The organism is Enterococcus sp. 6D12_DIV0197 (assembly GCF_002174385.1).
Classification (GTDB): Bacteria; Bacillota; Bacilli; order Lactobacillales; family Enterococcaceae; genus Enterococcus_D; species Enterococcus_D casseliflavus.
In genome coordinates, this window is record NZ_NIBN01000001.1 from 3177576 (window position 1) to 3196619 (window position 19044).

At 41.5% G+C, this 19044-nt stretch carries 16 protein-coding genes; 2 read left to right on the plus strand and 14 right to left on the minus strand.

Annotated features, from left to right (window positions below; all coding sequences use genetic code 11):
- The first annotated feature begins 11 nt into the window (after positions 1 to 11).
- The gene (locus A5867_RS14870) at positions 12 to 674 is read left to right on the plus strand and encodes a GntR family transcriptional regulator (RefSeq protein ID WP_074535457.1); all 663 of its coding nucleotides are present in this window, start codon (positions 12 to 14) and stop codon (positions 672 to 674) included.
- Between the two features lie 694 nt (positions 675 to 1368).
- On the opposite strand, the gene nfsA is transcribed toward A5867_RS14870, so the two are convergent.
- The 3 genes from nfsA to A5867_RS14885 form a co-directional block, all read right to left on the minus strand.
- The gene (gene nfsA, locus A5867_RS14875) at positions 1369 to 2109 is read right to left on the minus strand and encodes an oxygen-insensitive NADPH nitroreductase (protein ID WP_087627910.1); all 741 of its coding nucleotides are present in this window, start codon (positions 2107 to 2109) and stop codon (positions 1369 to 1371) included.
- Between the two features lie 127 nt (positions 2110 to 2236).
- On the minus strand, positions 2237 to 2818 hold the full coding sequence (locus A5867_RS14880; RefSeq protein WP_015510260.1) for a TetR/AcrR family transcriptional regulator: 582 nt from the start codon (positions 2816 to 2818) through the stop codon (positions 2237 to 2239).
- Positions 2819 to 2954: 136 nt separating this feature from the next.
- The gene (locus tag A5867_RS14885; protein WP_087627911.1) at positions 2955 to 3281 is read right to left on the minus strand and encodes a hypothetical protein; all 327 of its coding nucleotides are present in this window, start codon (positions 3279 to 3281) and stop codon (positions 2955 to 2957) included.
- Between the two features lie 517 nt (positions 3282 to 3798).
- On the opposite strand from A5867_RS14885, the gene A5867_RS14890 reads away from it, so the two are divergent.
- The gene (locus A5867_RS14890; protein ID WP_170927546.1) at positions 3799 to 4116 is read left to right on the plus strand and encodes an RNHCP domain-containing protein; all 318 of its coding nucleotides are present in this window, start codon (positions 3799 to 3801) and stop codon (positions 4114 to 4116) included.
- A gap of 206 nt (positions 4117 to 4322) precedes the next feature.
- Here A5867_RS14890 and A5867_RS14895 read toward each other — a convergent pair whose 3' ends face one another.
- The 11 genes from A5867_RS14895 to A5867_RS14945 all read right to left on the minus strand — a co-directional run bounded on the left by A5867_RS14895 (position 4323) and on the right by A5867_RS14945 (position 19028).
- The gene (locus A5867_RS14895) at positions 4323 to 6092 is read right to left on the minus strand and encodes an ABC transporter ATP-binding protein (RefSeq protein WP_010749915.1); all 1770 of its coding nucleotides are present in this window, start codon (positions 6090 to 6092) and stop codon (positions 4323 to 4325) included.
- A gap of 2 nt (positions 6093 to 6094) precedes the next feature.
- Complete coding sequence (locus tag A5867_RS14900; protein ID WP_060791424.1) at positions 6095 to 7804, minus strand: ABC transporter ATP-binding protein; 1710 nt, start codon at positions 7802 to 7804, stop codon at positions 6095 to 6097.
- Between the two features lie 229 nt (positions 7805 to 8033).
- Positions 8034 to 8435, minus strand: a complete 402-nt coding sequence (locus A5867_RS14905; protein ID WP_010749917.1) for an MmcQ/YjbR family DNA-binding protein — start codon at positions 8433 to 8435, stop codon at positions 8034 to 8036.
- 289 nt (positions 8436 to 8724) lie between these two features.
- On the minus strand, positions 8725 to 9339 hold the full coding sequence (locus tag A5867_RS14910) for a LysM peptidoglycan-binding domain-containing protein (protein ID WP_005228480.1): 615 nt from the start codon (positions 9337 to 9339) through the stop codon (positions 8725 to 8727).
- 328 nt (positions 9340 to 9667) lie between these two features.
- On the minus strand, positions 9668 to 10951 hold the full coding sequence (locus A5867_RS14915) for a solute carrier family 23 protein (RefSeq protein ID WP_086338707.1): 1284 nt from the start codon (positions 10949 to 10951) through the stop codon (positions 9668 to 9670).
- Between the two features lie 49 nt (positions 10952 to 11000).
- Positions 11001 to 12356 carry a guanine deaminase gene (guaD, locus tag A5867_RS14920; RefSeq protein ID WP_074933243.1) on the minus strand — a complete coding sequence of 452 codons (1356 nt, stop codon included), beginning with the start codon at positions 12354 to 12356 and terminating at the stop codon, positions 11001 to 11003.
- A gap of 217 nt (positions 12357 to 12573) precedes the next feature.
- Positions 12574 to 13914 carry a hypothetical protein gene (locus A5867_RS14925; RefSeq protein ID WP_087627912.1) on the minus strand — a complete coding sequence of 447 codons (1341 nt, stop codon included), beginning with the start codon at positions 13912 to 13914 and terminating at the stop codon, positions 12574 to 12576.
- Between the two features lie 230 nt (positions 13915 to 14144).
- A complete protein-coding gene (locus A5867_RS14930) occupies positions 14145 to 15161 on the minus strand; it encodes a LacI family DNA-binding transcriptional regulator (protein ID WP_087627913.1) in 1017 nt (338 codons plus the stop codon).
- A 3-nt stretch (positions 15162 to 15164) separates the two neighbouring features.
- The gene (locus A5867_RS14935; protein WP_087627914.1) at positions 15165 to 17291 is read right to left on the minus strand and encodes a glycoside hydrolase family 65 protein; all 2127 of its coding nucleotides are present in this window, start codon (positions 17289 to 17291) and stop codon (positions 15165 to 15167) included.
- A complete protein-coding gene (locus tag A5867_RS14940; protein ID WP_005228472.1) occupies positions 17278 to 18114 on the minus strand; it encodes a carbohydrate ABC transporter permease in 837 nt (278 codons plus the stop codon). Before A5867_RS14940 ends, A5867_RS14935 begins: the two co-directional genes overlap by 14 nt.
- 5 nt (positions 18115 to 18119) lie before the next feature.
- A complete protein-coding gene (locus A5867_RS14945; RefSeq protein ID WP_005228471.1) occupies positions 18120 to 19028 on the minus strand; it encodes a sugar ABC transporter permease in 909 nt (302 codons plus the stop codon).
- Between the last annotated feature and the right edge of the window lie 16 nt (positions 19029 to 19044).

A 19044-nucleotide genomic window follows, 5' to 3' on the forward strand; every position in this document is an offset into this window, starting at 1 on the left:
GGAGACGCCAAATGACTATAGCAAGCTATAAAGACGAAGCTTATCACATCATTAAAGAAAAGATTATTCGATTGGAATTATTGCCTGGGGAAAAAATCTCAAGAAAACAATTTGTGTCTATGCTGGATATCGGTGATACTCCCGTTAGAGAGGCCATTCTTCAACTGAAAAGAGAAGGGTTGTTAGTCATAAGACCTCAAAGCGGAACGTTTATCTCCAAAATAAATATGCAGCAAGTTCGGGAAGCAAAATTTGTACGAGAAAAATTAGAATCTGCTATTGTGGTTGAAGCGGTTGGAATTATTGATGATGCACAAATTGAATCCCTTCGGCAAATCGTCGAGATGCAAGAGATTTACCTAAAAAACGGCAACTCGGAAAAATTCTTTGAATTGGACGAAGAGTTTCACCAATTTTTTTACCTGGTGACCGATAAAACACATGTTTATACTTGGTTGCTGGATTTAAATGTTCATTTGAATCGCTACCGCCATTTGACCTTAAAAGTAAAAGACTTTGACTGGATGAACATCCTGCAGCAGCATTGGGATATTTATGAAGCGCTGAAAGCCAAAGATGCAGACCTTATCGCAAATTTAGTTTCTCGTCATTTAGACCTTGTTGATGAAAATTATGAAGCTGTTTATGGTGAGTTTCATGAGTACTTTGATTAATTCTACGCATTGAAATCCGCAGAAATTGGATTGCTTGTATGAATGGATAAAACATAATCCGCTGTTTGTCCCTAACTGCATTGATAAAGAACAAAGAATAAAAGACCCGTTCGGAAACTTTCCAACGGGTCTTTTATTCTTCTGGAATGACATGATTTATTACGTTCAATTATTCAAAAACGCTTAGGTATCATTTAGCAACGAATAATCGTCCTTGCTGTTTTGAGTAGACGTAAAATGGTTAAGCACACTCTCAAAAAAAATCATGACTTCTACCTATTGCTTAGTAAAAGTGCTCTGCTACTTAATTAGGATTCAGTTTATTTCGATTTGAGTTGGGCTCACAAGATTTTGGTGAGAAAGATGTGCCACCTCTATAAAAATTTTCGCAGTCTTCTAAGAATTCGTGGCTATCTTCCCTACTTTCGAGTCAACGTGAGCCAATTTATTGTCTACTGTGTGTGGGCTTTCTTTCCCTTTTTACTGTGTTTATGGTTAGCAGAGATTGTCAAACATTGATTTTCTTCCTTTCTTGGCTTCATGTTTTTTTACAATGAATTTCCTATTTTTACCTCGAATGAATTAAGTCACATCAATTTAAATCGCTGCAAAAAAAGTGATCATGCGCTCAGCATCATCACTTTCCTGTTTTCATAATTCGAAAATAGAGCGGTGTAACAAGCGACAAAGAGCCTTATCGTTTGCTCAATCCTCTTTGATTTAAATACTCTTTCATAAACAGTCGAGGCAAGCGGGAAAAGCTGCCTATTGCTGTTGTAGACCAGGAGCGTTCAGCATTGGTTTTTGTCCGTTTCGCATAATAGCACTTTGTTTCATCATCATAGGCATGAATGATGTCTTCTTTATTGCGAGAATATGTATTTTCATGATAAATTCCTTCAAATGGTATCCGTGGTTTTTTTTCATTTGTTTCAATAGGATGACCTACAGCGATTCCAAATACAGGATAGACATAATCAGGTAAATCTAGTAGCTCAGTAATTTCGATGATTGCATCTCGCACCCCGCCGATATAGCAAATACCTAACCCCATTGATTCCGCAGCTATCGCCAAATTTTGGGCTGCCAGAGAAGCATCAACAGCACCCACTATTGAGGCATCAATTCCTGACAACGTTTCTGTCAAATCGATTCCTTTTGCCTCTGCCATCTTTTTTATGCGATACAAATCAGCACAAAAAACAAAAAAGTGCCCTCCCTCTGCAATAAAAGGCTGATTTCCAGCGACTGCAGCAATCTCTTTCATCAGACGTGGATCTTCAACACCGATGATTGAATAAGATTGTTGATAGCTTGCGGTCGAAGCTGCTTGAGCCGCTGCAACGAGTGTCTTGATTTCTTCCTGTGTAAGTTTTTGCTCACTAAACTTGCGAACTGATACATGATTAAGAATCGTGCTTACTGTTTCGTTCATAATACCCTTCTTTCTCGAATAGATACATTTTCTCTCGACCTATTCTTTATTTTCACATCGTACTTGTGTGTCTTTGTCATTAGCAAAGCTTGTGAAATTACTAGATTGTTGCTTAGAAATTGGACCACTACAATAAATTCTTTATCGTAATTTCAGCAATTTGTTGTGCCATCGCCTTGTTTCTCATCGAAGCATTCAAGGTTCGCAGTCCATAATAGGCATTAAGGTAACAAAGAGACAGTTCTTTGGCTGTCTTTGTCGTTTTGATCTCTCCACTAAGCAGACTTTTTTCTATATGCTTTTCAACTTCTGCCTCAAGTTCCTTTGCATGTTGTTCGGACCATAACACCACGGCTGGATCAATACTGCCTCTTTCCATCGCTGCATTGATCAAATAACAGCCATTGCTGTCTTCTTGAAAATCTACTTCAATTGCCCAATTTAATAATGCTGTTAATTTTTCTAAAAGCCCTTTTTCCTGATCCAATAATTGCTTTTGCTCTTGAATCCAGCGCTCATGATATACACGCAATGTTTCTACGTATAAATCGTGCTTACTACCAAATGTGTTATAAAAGCTACCTTTCCCCAGCCCTGTTTCGCGACATAGATTCTCGGTTGAGCAGGCTTCATAGCCATGGGACCAAAATTCATGCATAGCAATCTTCACTGCTTCTTCCTTATTGTGTTTTTTAGGACGTCCTCGCATCTTTCCAGCTCCTTTTCTTTACCGATCAGTACATAAACAGAGTATCATTTATGTACCAACCAGTCAAATATTATTTTGAGTTTTCATCTGCTTGTCCCTTCTCTTTTACACAAATGCTATTGTTAAGCTTCATTTATTAGTTTATTTCTCGTGTTTCTTTCAAAAGCTGAATGATATCTGCCTGTTGTTTGATGATCGTATCTTGTTGCTTGATTTTAATCCAGTTTTGATCGATTTGGATAGCTGCTCCGAGGTCTTTGTAACTGAGTTTGGGGATCTCCATGAACAGTCCGCGGTGAGCAGCTAAGTCATTAAAAATCTGAACAGACAGACCCTCACTCAATTCATGAACCTCTTTTTCTACAATATACTGGTTGATCAGGTCTTCTACAGTCAAACTCTTTTTTCGTTTCTTGCCTTGTGTACCATTCGAATTTTCGGATTTCTTGTTCGTACCAAACATTTTTGTTCTCCTTTCGTTAGGTGATCTTTTCTCCATTTTGTGATTCCGTGTCTCTTCTTCAGTAACCAAAATAAAATCGAGAGAAACCTATACGATATATTTTGTCATAAAACAGCATTGTTATCTACACATTATTGTTTTTAAAGATAAAATTAACAAAGAAGAGATTACGATCAGGTTTTATCTGTCTTAGAATTCCAACTTTATTTCTGCTATAATACCCTCATAAACACATAGGAGGTACTCGATGAAAAAGCATTCCTCAATTGCTTTCTAGGGGACGACGCCAATGACAGTGACTTTGGACTACACTTACTGCTGGGTTGTGGGCTGCCGCAACACAGTGCTTAGCACAAAACGAAAAAACTAAGCATGGTACGGATTGCGAAATCGCATGAAGCTGGAAGCAGAAGTAATCGTTACGGACGGTGAATGTGTCCCTAGCCAAAGAAGCCTGATGAAGAACGAACGGAACCCTTTTCTCTCAAAAGAAATCATTCTTTTGGAGGAAAGCAAAATGAGAAAAGATGAAAATACGACCTTTGTTTGTAAAAACTGCAGTACGCCTGTGGCACCCTTGACCAATGGTTCTTACCGCAACCATTGTCCCCAGTGTCTCTACTCGTTACACGTGGATATTCGCCCGGGTGATCGTCAAAATACTTGCCATGGCTTGATGCGACCGATTGACTATCGCCAACATTCCAAAAAAGGCTATCAGCTCCTGCATGAATGCACTCGCTGCAAAAACCAGCAGTGGAATATCGTGGCACAGGATACGCAACAGCCAGACCATTTTATTGAGTGGTTGACTCAAACCGCTGCGTATCACTAAAAAACCAAAGAAGACCATGCTTAAGGCTGGTCTTTTTTGGTTATCAGAACAACGGACCCCTTATACCACTAACTGCTCATAAACATTGTCGTCATAAGAAGCGCTTGCTTTAACCTAAAAAAACAGCCCGCTGTTTCGTCGATTGGTTGACGAAATTGCGGGCTGTCCTGCTAGTGTCTTCTTGATGATTTTACGTTGGTTTGCGCTTATTCAAAAACGAATTGATTGTGATACAGTTCTGCATAAAAGCCGTCAGCCGCCACCAATTGATGGTGATTGCCTTCTTCAATGACTTTGCCATCCTTCAAGACAACGATGCGGTCGGCATTCAAAATCGTCTTCAAGCGATGGGCGATCACAAAACTGGTTCGACCTTTGATCGCTTCATCCATTGCTCGTTGAATTTTCGCTTCGGTCACGGTATCAACGTTACTGGTGGCTTCATCCAAAATCAACAATTCTGGATTGGTCAAAATCGTTCGGGCAATACTCATCAATTGTTTTTGACCAGTACTGAAAAGATTATTCTCTTCGGTGATCTCCGTGTCATAGCCTTTTTCCAACGTCATAACAAACTCATGGATATTGGCTTGTTTCGCTGCTGCAATGACTTCGGCTTCAGTCGCTTCTGGTTTCCCAAAAGCAATGTTTTCGCGAATCGTCCCTGAGAACAACACGGATTCTTGCAAAACGATTCCCACTTGAGAACGCAGCAGATCCAAGTCTAGCTCCCGGATGTCGATGCCGTCAAAGGTCACAGAACCACCATTCACATCATAGAAGCGATTCAACAGGTTCATGATGGTCGTTTTTCCTGAACCCGTCGGTCCGACTAATGCGACCATTTCGCCTTTGTTGACTGTGATCGAGACATCTTTTAGGACCAATTTTTGACTGTCATACCCAAAGTCCACATGATTCAAAGCAACCGCCTCTTTGATGCCCTTCACTTTGATCCCGTCTTTTGGTTTGACTTCATCAGGTTCATCAAACATTTCATTGATTCTGCGCGCACCGGTGATCGCCAATTGAATCATGCTGTAACCAGAAGAGATCTGCATCAATGGTTGGTAATACTGCTGCGAATACTGGACAAAGGTCACAACTAATCCTAAAGCAACAGAACGTTCTAAGTCACCGTTCAATGCTAACCAGCCACCAAAGAAAATCACGATTGCCGTGTTCAACAAGGACATCCCTTGCATCAAGGGGAAAAGCAGCCCAGAGTAGACTTGCCCTTTGTAGGTAGCTTCGCGGACTTGTTGGTTGTGGACCAAGAAACCGTCGATGGTTTCTTCTTGCAGTCCATTGGTGATGATGATTCGTTGACCACTGATTTTTTCATCAATATAGCCGTTTAATTTTCCGACTTCATCTTGCTGCAGATCGACATATTTGCGGGCTTTTTGGATCACGATCACCGCGATTAAGACCGCAATCGGGGTAGAAGCAATCGTTGCCCATGCCAATTCAACGTTTTGACGGAACATCATGATCAAGATCCCCACCATTAAGACTACATTGGTCAGCACTTGCAACAATGCTTGGTTCAGACTGTTTTGGATGTTATCCAAGTCACTGGTAAAACGGCTCAAAATATCACCGTCTTGATGAGAATCAAAGAATTTGATCGTCAATTTTTCCAGTTTATTAAATAAACCGATCCGCATTCTGTTGGTTGATTTCCCCACCACTTGCGTGAACAAGATACTATAAACAAAATTGGCTGCACTGGCTAAGACATAAAAAATCAACAATTTCCAAATGATCGATAGAAAAGCTGATTTATCATCGACCCCTTGCATCAAACCACCAACATAATTCGCCAACTCTTGGAACGCTTCTCCGACAAAGACTGGCGCTTGCACTTGCAGATACGTTGCCAGAATCACCGTCACAAAAATGAATAGAAACGACCACTTGTATTGTTTTAAGTAATGGTAGAAAAATTTACTCGCTTTGAACAAATCTGTCATGGTTACTCCTCTCCTTTCTGTGTTGCGAAGATTTCTTGATAGATGGCATTGTTATTGGCTAAAAATTCATGGCTTCCTTCACCAACCAGACGTCCATTATCTAAAACGAAGATGCGGTCGGCTTTCACAACAGAGGCAATCTTTTGCGCGATGATGATCGTTGTCGTGTCTTTTAATTGTTTTTCAAACGCTTCGCGAACCAATTTTTCCGAACGAGCATCTAATGCACTCGTACTATCATCCAAAATCAAAATTTTCGGTTCACCGATCACTCCTCGAGAAATCGATAAGCGTTGCTTTTGCCCTCCAGAAAAATTGCTGCTGCGCTCGGAGACCGGCGCTTCAAACCCAGCGGTCAATTTTTGAATAAATTCACTGGCTTGGGCGATTTCCGTTGCGCGAGACATCTCAGATTCTGAGGCGTCTTTTTTCCCTTGCCGCAAGTTTTGGGCAATCGTTCCTGAAAAGAGGATCGCTTTTTGCAAGACAAAAGCGACCGTTTTACGCAAGCTTTGTTCATTGACTTCTTTCAAGTCAACGCCGCCAACTCGCACGACACCTTCCGTTGGGTCAAACAAACGGGGAATCAGCTGCGCCAGTGTTGATTTGCCGGCACCAGTCGCCCCTACGATCCCAATCATTTCGCCAGGTTTGATGGTAAAACTGATAGCCGTTAGGGCATTTTTTTCATCCCCAGGGTAACGGAAACTGACGTTTTCAAAAGCGACACTTCCAGACAACTCTTGTTCTGGGACATCTTGGTATTGCAGATCCGGTTCGGTATCTAGAATCTCTTTGATCCGTTTTAGCGAAACTGCAGCCCGCGATGTCATCATCATCATCATGCCGCCGATAATGATCGCCATCATAATTTGCATCAAATAATTCATGAATGAGGCAATTCCCCCAATCAAGGTTGGATCATCTTTCGCTAGATCACTGACAAAGAAGATCGCGCCGACGACGGCTAAGTTGGCTGCCAGCATAAAGGAGGGGATCATTACAGAGAACAAGGTTCCTACGATAATATTATGCTTCGTTAACGTTTCACTGACTTTGGAAAAGCCTTGTAGCTGGTTTTCTTCTTGAACAAAAGATTTCACCACACGAATCCCCATCAAATTTTCTTTAGCAATCCCATTGATTTTGTCGATCAAGTTCTGGATGATCATAAAGTGTTTGCCCATCCGTGTAAAGGAGAGTGCCGTAATCACTAGGACAGCGATAATTAGTAAGACGATGATCCACCAAAGTTGCGGCATGGTTGTCATCGCCAAAATGAAGGCACCGATAAATAAGAACGGGATGCGAAACAACGATTGCAGCGAGATCATCACTAAGTTTTGAATTTGCGTGATGTCATTGGTCAAGCGCACCACTAGGTTTCCTGCCGAGAAGGTTTCGATATTACCAAATGAGAATGTCTGGATTTTCCGAAACATCTCTTCCCGAATATCGGCACTAACGCCTTGCGCCACTTTCGCAGAAAAAATCGTGTTGATAATCCCTGCAACAAGGCCTAGCAATGCTAGCCCAATCAGCTGCACACCAATTTTTTTCATTTCATCATTGTTTTCGGTAATAATTGATTCTAGCACTTGCTGCAAGAGCTTCGGCTGCCATAATGCAGCAACGACCATTAAAATGACCGATAATAAGGCAATGCCAGTTGCCGCTTTGTACTTTTTGACATGGCGTAAGACCAGATCCATATACGTACCACTCCTTTGTGTTTAGCAGAAAAGACTGCCAAAAAATTTCGGTTGCACAACAATTTACCATGGATCACGACGGGAAACAAGCGAACAAATAAAACAAAAAGAGCTTTCATGAAAGCTCTTTGAAAATATTGCATAAATGTTGTCGAAAATAACGAATAGTAAAGGGATTATGATGATCCTCGATACTGGTTTGATTATTTTTTGTCGCTAAATCTTTGACTTACGATTCGCTGTTTTCCAGCTCACTTTTTTGTTTTTTTGTCAGTTTTTGTTTGACTAAATCGTAGGAAACCAAAATCATTTGTTCGATGTTTTCTTCCATCAAGGCATCAGATGCCAACTTGATGGTATTCCAATGGGTCTTATTGGCATAATACCCTGGAATGATGACGTCAGGAAATTGCTCTCGCAGCGTTTCGTTGACCTCGGGCAGATTTTTCAAAGTCAAAAACGCTGTTTCTTCTGGTTGTGGACTCATGATTCCAAACTGCTTTCCTACTAAATCAAAGTAGATTGCATCCCAATCTTCGCGATAATAGACTTTGGCTCCCGGCAAGCCTTCCCCAAATGCTTGAAATCGCTGCATTTTTTGTGCAATCTTTTCTTCAATCGATGTACTCATTGTGTGTCCCCCACTTTCTGCTATCAAAATCGCCATTTTCTGTCTCAATTTTGACAGATTGAATCGCTTGCTGCTCTATTTCCTACTATTATACATGGTTGTCGTGGAAAAAGGGATTTTTTATCAGTGGCATGTCGACTGATAATGACGTTACATGCAGCTGTAAGCGGCGTTACATTCATTCACCTTTCTCAGAGGACACAAAAAAGCCCTCATCAGCGAGTAAGTTGTACTCGCCAATAAGGGCAATTGATTACTAGATGTCACGGACAAGATTCATTTGAGAATCTTAGTACCAACCATTTGCTTCCCAGAATGCTTTGGCAGCAGACCAAGAACCATAACGTGATGCAACATATTCATCGGCAACCTTTTCTTGGTTAGCAGCTGAATAGTCACCATTTAAGTAAGAGTTGGTTAATTGGTAACGGCCATAGTATTGTCCGTTTGTCGCTGTGTAAGAACCACCAGATTCTTTGTTGGCGATCCATTCTTTTGCTGAAGCTTCTGAGCCGCTAGCTGAAGAGCTGTAGCTTGAGCTGCTTTGTGTGCTTGCAGCAGATTGTGTGTTGCTTGATTGTGAAGCTGCTGGTTCACTTGGTTGTTGTACACTTGCTGCAGCAGTCGTGCTTGCAGATTCTGTATAAGTTGCAGTGCCATCTGTAGGGATGATCAATGCTTCCCCAACAAAAATCAAGTTTTTATCAGCAATCTCGTTTGCTTCAACGATCGCATTGATCGTATCATCAGAGCTATAACCATAAAAGTTAGTAGCGATTGTTGATAATGTATCACCAGATTGAACAGTGTATTGTTCGTCTGCAAAGGCGTCTTTCCCACCTAAGAAAAGGCCGAAACCGGCAAGGACAGCTGTACTAAGTAAAACAGTTTTTAAAGACTTCATATAATTAAATCTCCTTCTTTGAAACTCATTTTGCGTCATTTGAGATGACTCAAGCGCATAAACAAGTCTAACATCGAAGAATATTTCATAGGTAAAGAATTCATTACAGATGATTACGAAAACGACAGTTGCCTTACGTTTCGTAAGAATTTGAGAATCCTATCATATCAAGCTTTGTTCTGCTGTAATTTTCAACATTACAGTTATTTTGTTTTCAGGTAAACCAGTTAACCTTAGAAAACCTTTCCTATATTACAAAAAAACCTCTTTTTACACAGGATTGTAACAAAAGAAGGAACGAGACAAGGTCTCATTCCTCATTTACTTTCTATTTTTTCTTCACTGGGATCAATTTATTCATGACGATCGCCGCAATAGCGCTTAAAGCAATCGGTGAATCTAATAAATATTGTAAGAATTGAGGCGCAGATTCTTTGATTTCTGCTGGCATAAACAACAAGCCGATGGCAATAATCAACGGTACCCCGATAATATACAACTCCCGCTCGGAAAACTCTTCATTCTTAATGACCCGAAAGCCGCTCAACAAAATAATGACGCAGACGACCGCGAACACGCCGCCGATGACAGCAGAAGGTACTGCGTGAATCAAGGCTGAAAGTTTTCCCATGAAGGACAATAGGATAAACCAAATGGACGCCATCACAAAGACTTTTTTACTAGCAACCCCTGTGATCGAAATGATCCCTGCATTGGTAGAATAACCAGTTACAGGTGTCGTTCCAACTAAGGCGGCAACCAAGCAGCCTAACCCTTCACCGATCACGCCTTTATTGATCTGTTCATCCGTAACAGGTTCTTCTGTCACAGAACTGACCGCGTACCAAGTTCCTGTTGTTTCTGCTAGGAGAACCATATAGATCACTAGCATCGTTAAGATCGCTGAAACATCAAAATGCAGGCCATAGTTTAGAAATACCAGTTTTGGCAGACTAAAGAAAGAAGCATCCGCCACCGACTGAAAATCAACGCCTCCCATAAAGGAAGCAATCACGGTACCGATAACCAAAGCAATAATGACCGAACTGATTCGGAAGTATTTTCCCATTCCTGGAAAATAATCGCCTAACATGGAAAACAAGATCAAAATCGCAGCAGTAATCGCAGCTAACAACATGTTTTGATTGGCACTTAGAGTTTCAGTGGCAGGATAGATATTGCTAGTAAATGCTGTTGGCAGCAGCGTCAAACCAACGATCATGATGATCGTTCCACTGACGATCGTAGGAATAAAATGACGAACGATATACTTATAGATGCCAGTAAAACCTAGTAAAATGACTGCTGCGGCACCAACAATGCTGGCACCTAACACCGTGTCCATACCGTTGGCACCAAAATAAATACCGATGATCGCTCCAACGGGTACAAAGGATGGTCCTTGACATACGGGTAATTTCAAGAAAAAGAGGACTTGGATCAAAGAAGCGATCCCTGCTCCTAAAAAGGTCGATTGGATCAAACCTGATGCGTCTGAAGAGGACATTGCCACCGCGGTTGCGATAATAAATGGCGGCACATACACGTCCATTGCCAACACATGCTGTAATCCTAAAAGTACTGCTTGACCAAAGGGAATGTCTTCATTCATTCCGATCGTTAAATGTTTGTTTTTCGTTGATTCCACTGTCTCATTCTCCTCATTTTTCGTGTACTTTTTTTCCTTGGACCCAGACTTGGCGAATATTTTGCATCGTTGCTAAGTACAGGATTTTTTGTAATCTTGCTTCGGGTGAGGTGAACACACCGAAGTCAGGCAAAGGATTTTCTTTTTGTCGCGTATCGATCACTTGCACATCAAACGCATACCCTTCTTTGATGACACCTACTGGTAATTTCAGTGCCTCACCGCCGCCTTTTGTCGCCAATGAGAACGCATCGATCACGGATATACGAGAATCAGCTACTCCTCGTGTGTTTTGAGGAAGCGTGACATCCACGCCATCTTCTAACATTCTCGAAGACATCACAGCTTGTTTGATGTTGTCATACAAACTCGGTGAAAAACCGCCGGAGATATCCGTTCCTAAACCAATCGTGACTCCTTGTTCTTTCAAGCGCTTGATTGGGATCACGCCATTGGCAAAGTAGGCATTTGAAATGGGACAGTGCGCAACTGCGGCGCCGGTTTCAACAAAACGAGCGCCGTCAGCTGGGCTGATGAAATTGCCATGAGCCATCACTGCTTTTTCACGCAACAAGCCGAAATCTTGCAGCACTTCGGTATCCGTTTTGCCAAATCGTTCTTGAACAAAGTCATGTTCCCATTGCCCTTCACTGCAGTGGGTCTGAACATGAACATCATATTTTTCAGCCAATGCGCCTAACCCTGCCAAGCCTTCATCGGTACAGCTGGGGACAAATCGCGGAGTGACCACAGGATAAACGCCTTGTGGGGCGGTCTTTGCGATTGCTTGTACTTCTTGAATAAAACGTTCTGTATCCGCTAATGCCTCTTCTGTTGACGCGTCTCGATAAAAAGCAGGATTGGCTTGGGGATCGTCCATGACGACTTTTCCGACTAATCCCCGTTGACCAAGAGTGGCACAAGTCTTCGCCAATTGAAGGCTCGCTTCTAGATGGATCGTTGCAAAATAAAGAACCGTTGTCGTTCCTCTTGCCAATAGCTGTGCCACCAAATCTTGATAGACAGCTTTGGCAAATGCTGGATCGGCATATTTTGCCTCCAGCGGAAACGTGCATTCATCTAACCAGACATTTAACGGTTCATCTAACGCGATCCCTGCTTGCGGCCATTGTGGGGCGTGGACATGCAGATCGACAAATCCTGGTAAAAAGCACTGGCCTTCGGATAAAGCCTGAAGATTCTCTGATGCTTTTGCCAGCTCTACCTCATACCCTTGATCTGTTTTGGCAGTAACTTTCGTGATAATCCCTGCGTCATCGACTTGAATCAAAGCTTCTTCTATATATTCTAGTTTTCCATCAGTTGGCGTATGGAAAACATCTCCTTTAAAATAGCGAATGGTTGCCATTTGTTTGATTTCCCCCGTTCTCTAAGACATTGTCAGGAAAAAGCCGTTCATTTAATGTTCCTTTTTCACTAACACGATGTTCTTATTTTAACGCTATTCGAAAATAGTGCAATAAAATTCACTATCATAAAGGAAGATAAAACGCTGAACGTTCGGTTTTTATGCGATTTCAAAAAAAGACACCGTCTAGAAATAAGACAGTGTCAGTTAACGACGCTTATACTTTTGTTTTCTTTAATTGCCGATAAAATACCACCAGTCCACCTACTAGCAAACAGAGTACTCCTGCAATCGATCCCCATTTTGCTGGCTCTAAAAAGCTTTGGATCCTTGAGGTCTGATTCGTTGCCGTCGTTCCTGATAGCTGAAACAAGAAAGCCAGCGGCTGATGTTCAAAACGAAGAATGACAAACAGGAGTGTCATCAAAAGAAATTGATGTACCAGACTCCCTTTGCTTTGTGTGGCATACTTGGCTAAACTCTCCTGCTCGATTGCTTCGGCTTTTGCCGCCAAATACTGTTTCGTAAGCCATTGATTCAATCCCGCATTAAAGAAGCTAATGACGAATAAACTTATTGGAATCAGTGTGTCGCTGCTGAACAGAAGAACACCTGCCATCAGCCCAAGTAAATATGTTGGTACCAGCTGTTTTTCTAAACGATGAGCGAGTTTTCCTCCGAGAAACATGGCACCAAAAAGGCCCAGTGCATATGGTAAGTAAACGTGCGTGCTTAGCGCTTGTGCTCCAAGTCGACCGGTAACATACACCGAGCCGAAAAGAAAAAGAAAGTTTCCGATCACCCCACGAATGAAGGTGAGCACATTTAGATGGAGTGGCTGTTTCCACGAGCGGCTGCGTTTCGTTAAAGTGATCAGTAGCAAAGCAAAGAGAAACAAGAAGCCAGTGATCGCCCATTCAAACAGGGCATTCGACTTGATCAATCTTGCTGCTCGCAAGCCAAACAGTAAGAGAAAGAAAAAGAAATACAACAAAAATTGCTTGTTGAATAACTGGTTGCGCTGCATCAACGGTCTTTTTGGGAGGTTGTTGAAGGTTTGACTACTCTTAGCTGCCAGCACAAAGAGTGCAAAATAACTGCCAAATAGGCCAACGCCTTGAAGGTCATCAGACAACCGTAAGGCAAACAGTAAAACGAAAAGAAAGAACAGCGCCTCCTTCCAATCATTTTTCAGCGGCTGTTCAGTGAGCTTGGCTTTTTGGCGTACCATCAGGTCAGCTGGCGGCAGCCAAGAAGCACTGATCCCCAACAAACCAGCCGCTGGCAAGAGTGCCACGCTCCACCAAGTGCTCAAGATACCCACCAATGCGCCGGCGCCGCCGATCAAGACACTTGCTGCTAACAGCGATGGTGCGAAAAGCGCCGTAAGCGTCTGTAAGAAAAAGACCCCTGTCATGCGAAAGGTATAAAAGAGCGCAAAGGCTAATGCTGCACTTAGCGACTGCTCTTTGCTCAAAGATAAAAAATAAAGATACGGGATGATCGTGATCGTATTGCTGATGATCAAAAGTGCGGTATGGGATTTGAAAGCTTTCATCGTCCGACTCCTTGGTTTGATTTAAGGTTCCATCTTTCTTCTATCCTACACCTTCAAGCAATCCTGTCAACTTGAGGGAGCTTCTAAGCGATTTCTCTCGTTTGACAAGCCACTAAATAAAGGCAGAAAAAACATGCAAAGAGGTTTACTGTTTCGTTTCAGACTTACTCTAAAAAACGTAGCACAGATTCCATCAAAGGAAATCGTATGCTACGTTCAATCGAAACACTTTATTCGATTTTCCCCACCGACTGTCGCACTTTTAATTGATGAGGACTAATTTTCCGATGGCTAGTTTCTGCTTGATTGGTGATGATGTCTGCTAGTAATTCAGCTGCTTCATAACCGATTCGTTCCATATCTTGGGCAACGGTTGTTAATTCAGGCGTTACATAACTAGCCAAAATAATATCATCGAATCCAATGACCGAAATATCTTCAGGAACCCGCAAGCCCATATCTTTGATTCCACGTATCGCTCCGATTGCCATAATATCACTGGCACAGAACAATGCAGTGATTTCTTGATTATTTTCTAGCAAATTTTTACAAATCAAGTAGGCAATTTCTTCTTCGTAATTTGCGTATTGAATATAGGATTCATTTACTAGCAAACCGTGAGCTGCCAAAGAAGCGCGATAACCTCTTTCTCTAAGTTCACTGACATTGGCATCACGGCTTCCGTTGATCATGCCAATTTGTCGATGATTATTGGCAATCAAAAAGTCCACTGCTTCTTGCGCCGCTTTTTCATTGTCAATCGAAACCAGACCAATCATAGGGTTGTCGATTTCCATATCGATCAAAACAGTCGGCAAAGAGGTTTGCTGTACTTCTTGGTAGTATGGATCTGTCGTTTTTAAGCCTTGAATCACTACTCCAGTGATATTGTGCTCATTGCAGAACTGACTAAACGTTTTCTGCTTTTGTTTCTCGGTGCTTGTTCCATAAAAGACAAATTCAAAATCTGATTGATCCGTATAGCGATAGACCCCATTCAACACTTCCAAAGGCATCGTTGATTTTCGATTAAAATTCAACTCATTTAAAATCAAGGCGATCGTTTGTTGTTTCTTCGAAGACAGTGTCCTTGCTGCCATATTGGGGGAATAATCTAATTCTTTCGCTATTTTTAAAATTTCTTGCTTGGTTTGCTGGTTGATATCACTATACCCATTAAAAACTTTAGATACAGTCGCTATTGATACGCCGGCTGCCTTTGCCACATCGCGAATCGTTGTTCGCATTTGCTATCTCTCCTTTATCCAGATACCACCATCAGTCTTACTAGCGATCAATCGTGTTTCCTCCGCTAACTGACAGTCAATACATTGATCCTTTAAACTGATTTTAACAGGTTCTCCTTGATAAAAGAGCGTAAATTTTAGTTCTTTTATTTTCTGTGGCAAGTGATTCGCTAATCGCAGCCCTTGATCGTAATACAAACCAGCAAATCCGTAAATCAAGCTCAGCCAGCTTCCGCCCATATTGGCTGCGTGAATGCCATCGACAACATTTTTTTGTAAATCCGTTAAATCCATCAAAGCCGTATCCATGAAATAACGATACGCCTTCTCAGAATCCCCAATTCGACTCGCCATCACGCTGAAAATAGAACGAGATAAGGAAGAATCATGCGTCGTTACTTGCTCGTAATAATCATAATCTTTTTTTAATTGCTCAAGACTGAAATCTCCTGTATAAAGCATTTGTGCCAAAACCGTATCGGCTTGTTTACAGACCTGATGTTTGTAGATGACCATCGGATGATAATGTAACAGGAGAGGATACTTTTCAGCCGGTGTAGTTTCAAACGGCCAGACTGCTTGTTCTAAGAATCCATCATCTTGTTTGGTAATGCCTCGCTGTTCATCGTAGCCAAAATACATTAAATCGGCTGCCTGCTGCCAAGCGCTAATTGATTCTTGGTATTTTCCAAATCGCTGTGCTAACTCAATTGCGTAGTAAAGATTGTTTTGAACCATCTTATTCGTATAAAAATTATTGTTAACAAGAGCGCTGTATTCGTCAGGTCCGGTCACTCCATTGATACAAAAAGCAAGCTTGCCGTCTTTTTCTACCAGATCGCCATAACTCAACCAGAATTTTGCCGTTTCAAAAACAACATCACTACCCACGGTTTCAATGAATCTCTCATCACCTGTCACCCGTTCATACAATTGGAATGCATACACGATATCCGCATTGATATGAACTTGAGCGGTTCCCGCTGGATAGTAAGCACTTGTTTCATGTCCGTCGATTGTCCGCCAAGCAAATAATGCTCCCTCTTGCCCTAGCTCCTGCGCCCGTTGTTTGGCTTGTGGTAAGATGTTCCCTCGATAAGAAAGTAATGCTTTGGCAATTTCAGGATTCGTAAAAATAAAAAACGGTAAAAGGTACATTTCCGTATCCCAGAAGTAATGACCTTCATAGCCTTCCCCCGTCAATCCTTTGGCCGCGAAATTTGTTCTACCATCTCTTCCTGCTCCTTGATTCAAATGAAATAAATTGAATCGAATCCCTTTTTGAAGAATTGGGTCTCCTTCGATTTGAATATCACTGGCTGCCCAAAAATGCTGGTAGCTTAGTTGCTGCTCTTGCAAGAGAACTTCAAAATCGGCTAACTCTTGTTTAAAAGGTGTTTCGGGATTTTGATTATCTTCAAGTAATTTCATTTGGAAAACCGTCGTAAGCGTATCTTCTGCTTGTAATTGCTTTTCGCCATTGATCACGCGAATTGCTATGCTTCGTTGACTAGTTTCAGCGGTCCAAATCGCATAATCCTGATAATCAGCTTTTCGTAAGCGATGTGCTTTACTGGCAACCCGCGGATCATCTGTTTGAACAATTGCTGCTTTTTGTTCTAACGGATGTGTCATGGAAATTGGCTCTGAGAAATTGGTGTTCTTGATTTGATACTGACATACGTAAAGTTCACTTCGTGTCACAGAGGCAAACGACTGCATCACCAATTCAAAAGTTTTACCTAGTGGCGTTACTACTTTATAGGATTCATCCAACACACCTTTTTCCAAATCCAAAGTCATTTGTATAGGCTTTACTTGCCATTCTGAAGCACTAGAGTCCTCGTCACCAATCTGTAAACGTACGCCTCTTAAATTCGGCAGCTTGATGATCGTCTGATGCTCTTTGGCATAGCCGTATGCCCATTCACCATATTGGATTGGCTCACTATCAAAAAAGCCATTAACAAAGGAGCCTGGGTTTCCCTCGTAAAGCTCATTGACTTTTAAGGGGTGACCTGCACGCACGCCAATTTGACCATTGCCAACTGCAAACAATGTTTCTAGGTACTCAGGGGTTTGATGAGAAAGTTCCTCTGCACTTACTTTAAACGAATCATTTTTCGCCATCCATTCGCACTCCTTGTAAGAAATATTTATTGAACAGCAAATAAATGATCACAATGGGAATGATCGTGATCACACTTGCCGCCATCGTCTGATCCCATCGTACACCACCATTTCGACTTTGGAAAGTCTGCAACCCTAGAGTCAAAGTATATTTACTTGGCGTAGTCAAATAGAGCATTGGTTTCATGAATTCATTCCAAAAGCCCATAAAAATAAAGACAGCTTGTGTCGCGATCGATGGTTTTGCTAATGGCATCACGATACGAAAGAATGTTTGAAACCTTCCCAAACCATCGATCGCAGCAGCTTCTTCCACATCTTTAGGAAACGACAAAAAGAATTGGCGCATCATAAAAATATTCCCGATATTGATGGCAGCCGGTAAAATCAAGGCCGAAAAGCTATCTAACATCCCTAGATTCATCAAGATCAGGTAGTTGGGAATCAACAAGACTTGAGCTGGCACCATCATCAATGCCAAAAAACCATAGTAAATTCGTTCACGTCCTGGAAAATTTAACCTTGCTAAGGCATAACCAGCCATCGTATTTAATAAAATATTGATCGTCGTTCCAATAACCGATATGATCACGGAGTTTAAAAACCAGCGCATAAACAAGGAGGAGCGCCCTAAGACATAACGAAAATTGTCTAGAGTAAACTCATTCGGAATCAAGCTCATATCTCCAGAAACAATTTCTCTATAAGGCTTGAAAGATGCAGCGATTGCCCAAATAAAAGGATAAAACGTCAACACTGCATAAAGAATCAAGATTATATAGAGAAGGATCTTCAATAGTTTTGTTTTCTCTTTTCCTTTCATTGACGTTACCCTCTTTCTTTGTTCAATTTTTCTGCTAGAAGTGATGTAGTAAAAATAATGATTGCCAATACAATCGCTAACGCAGCCGCATAGCCCATCGTGTTCATTTGTCCAAAGGCGTATTGGTAAATCATTAGTGACAAGGTCAGAGTCGAATTGTTGGGTCCTCCTGATCCGTTCGAGAAGATATACGCCTGATCAAACATCTGAAAGGTACCAATGATGCCCGTCAGCAATACATAGGTAGTGATTGGTCTTAGATAAGGAATCGTAATATATCGTAATTTATCCACGGTTGTCGCGCCATCGATCTCCGCTGCTTCGTACAACGAATGAGGCAGATCAACTAAGGAAGCCAAATAGATCGTCATATAATAGGGCACGGTCGACCAAATATTCATCACCATAATCACTTTCAACGCATAGGCCGGTTCTTGTAAAAAATTGATTGGTTCTGAGTAAAATCCTAAATTCATAAATAAGTCATTGACTGGACCGTAAATATTAAAAATAAACATAAAGATGATCGTCAACGCTGAACTAGAAGTTAGAGTCGGTAAAAAATAAATCATCCGAAACAATTTTTTCCCTTTGATTCCTCTGCTACTTAAAATATATGCAATGATCAAAGCAAAAATCGTTTGTAATGGAACGACGACCAACGCGAAAGTGGCCGTATTTCTAAGTGCGATTCGTGCTTTTTGATCGGTAAAGATACGTACATAATTCTCTATCCCTTTAAAAGAAAACGTATTGGTAAACAAATTGACATCGTTGAATGATAGATAAAAAGCAAAGAGAACAGCTAAGACGAAAAAGATTCCTACGACAATAATTGCTGGAGCCAGAAAGAGCCACGCCTGTCGGATTTCTTGCCATTGGCTTTTTGTATAGTTGTGTTTTTTTCGTTCCATCGTGTTGTCACCTTTC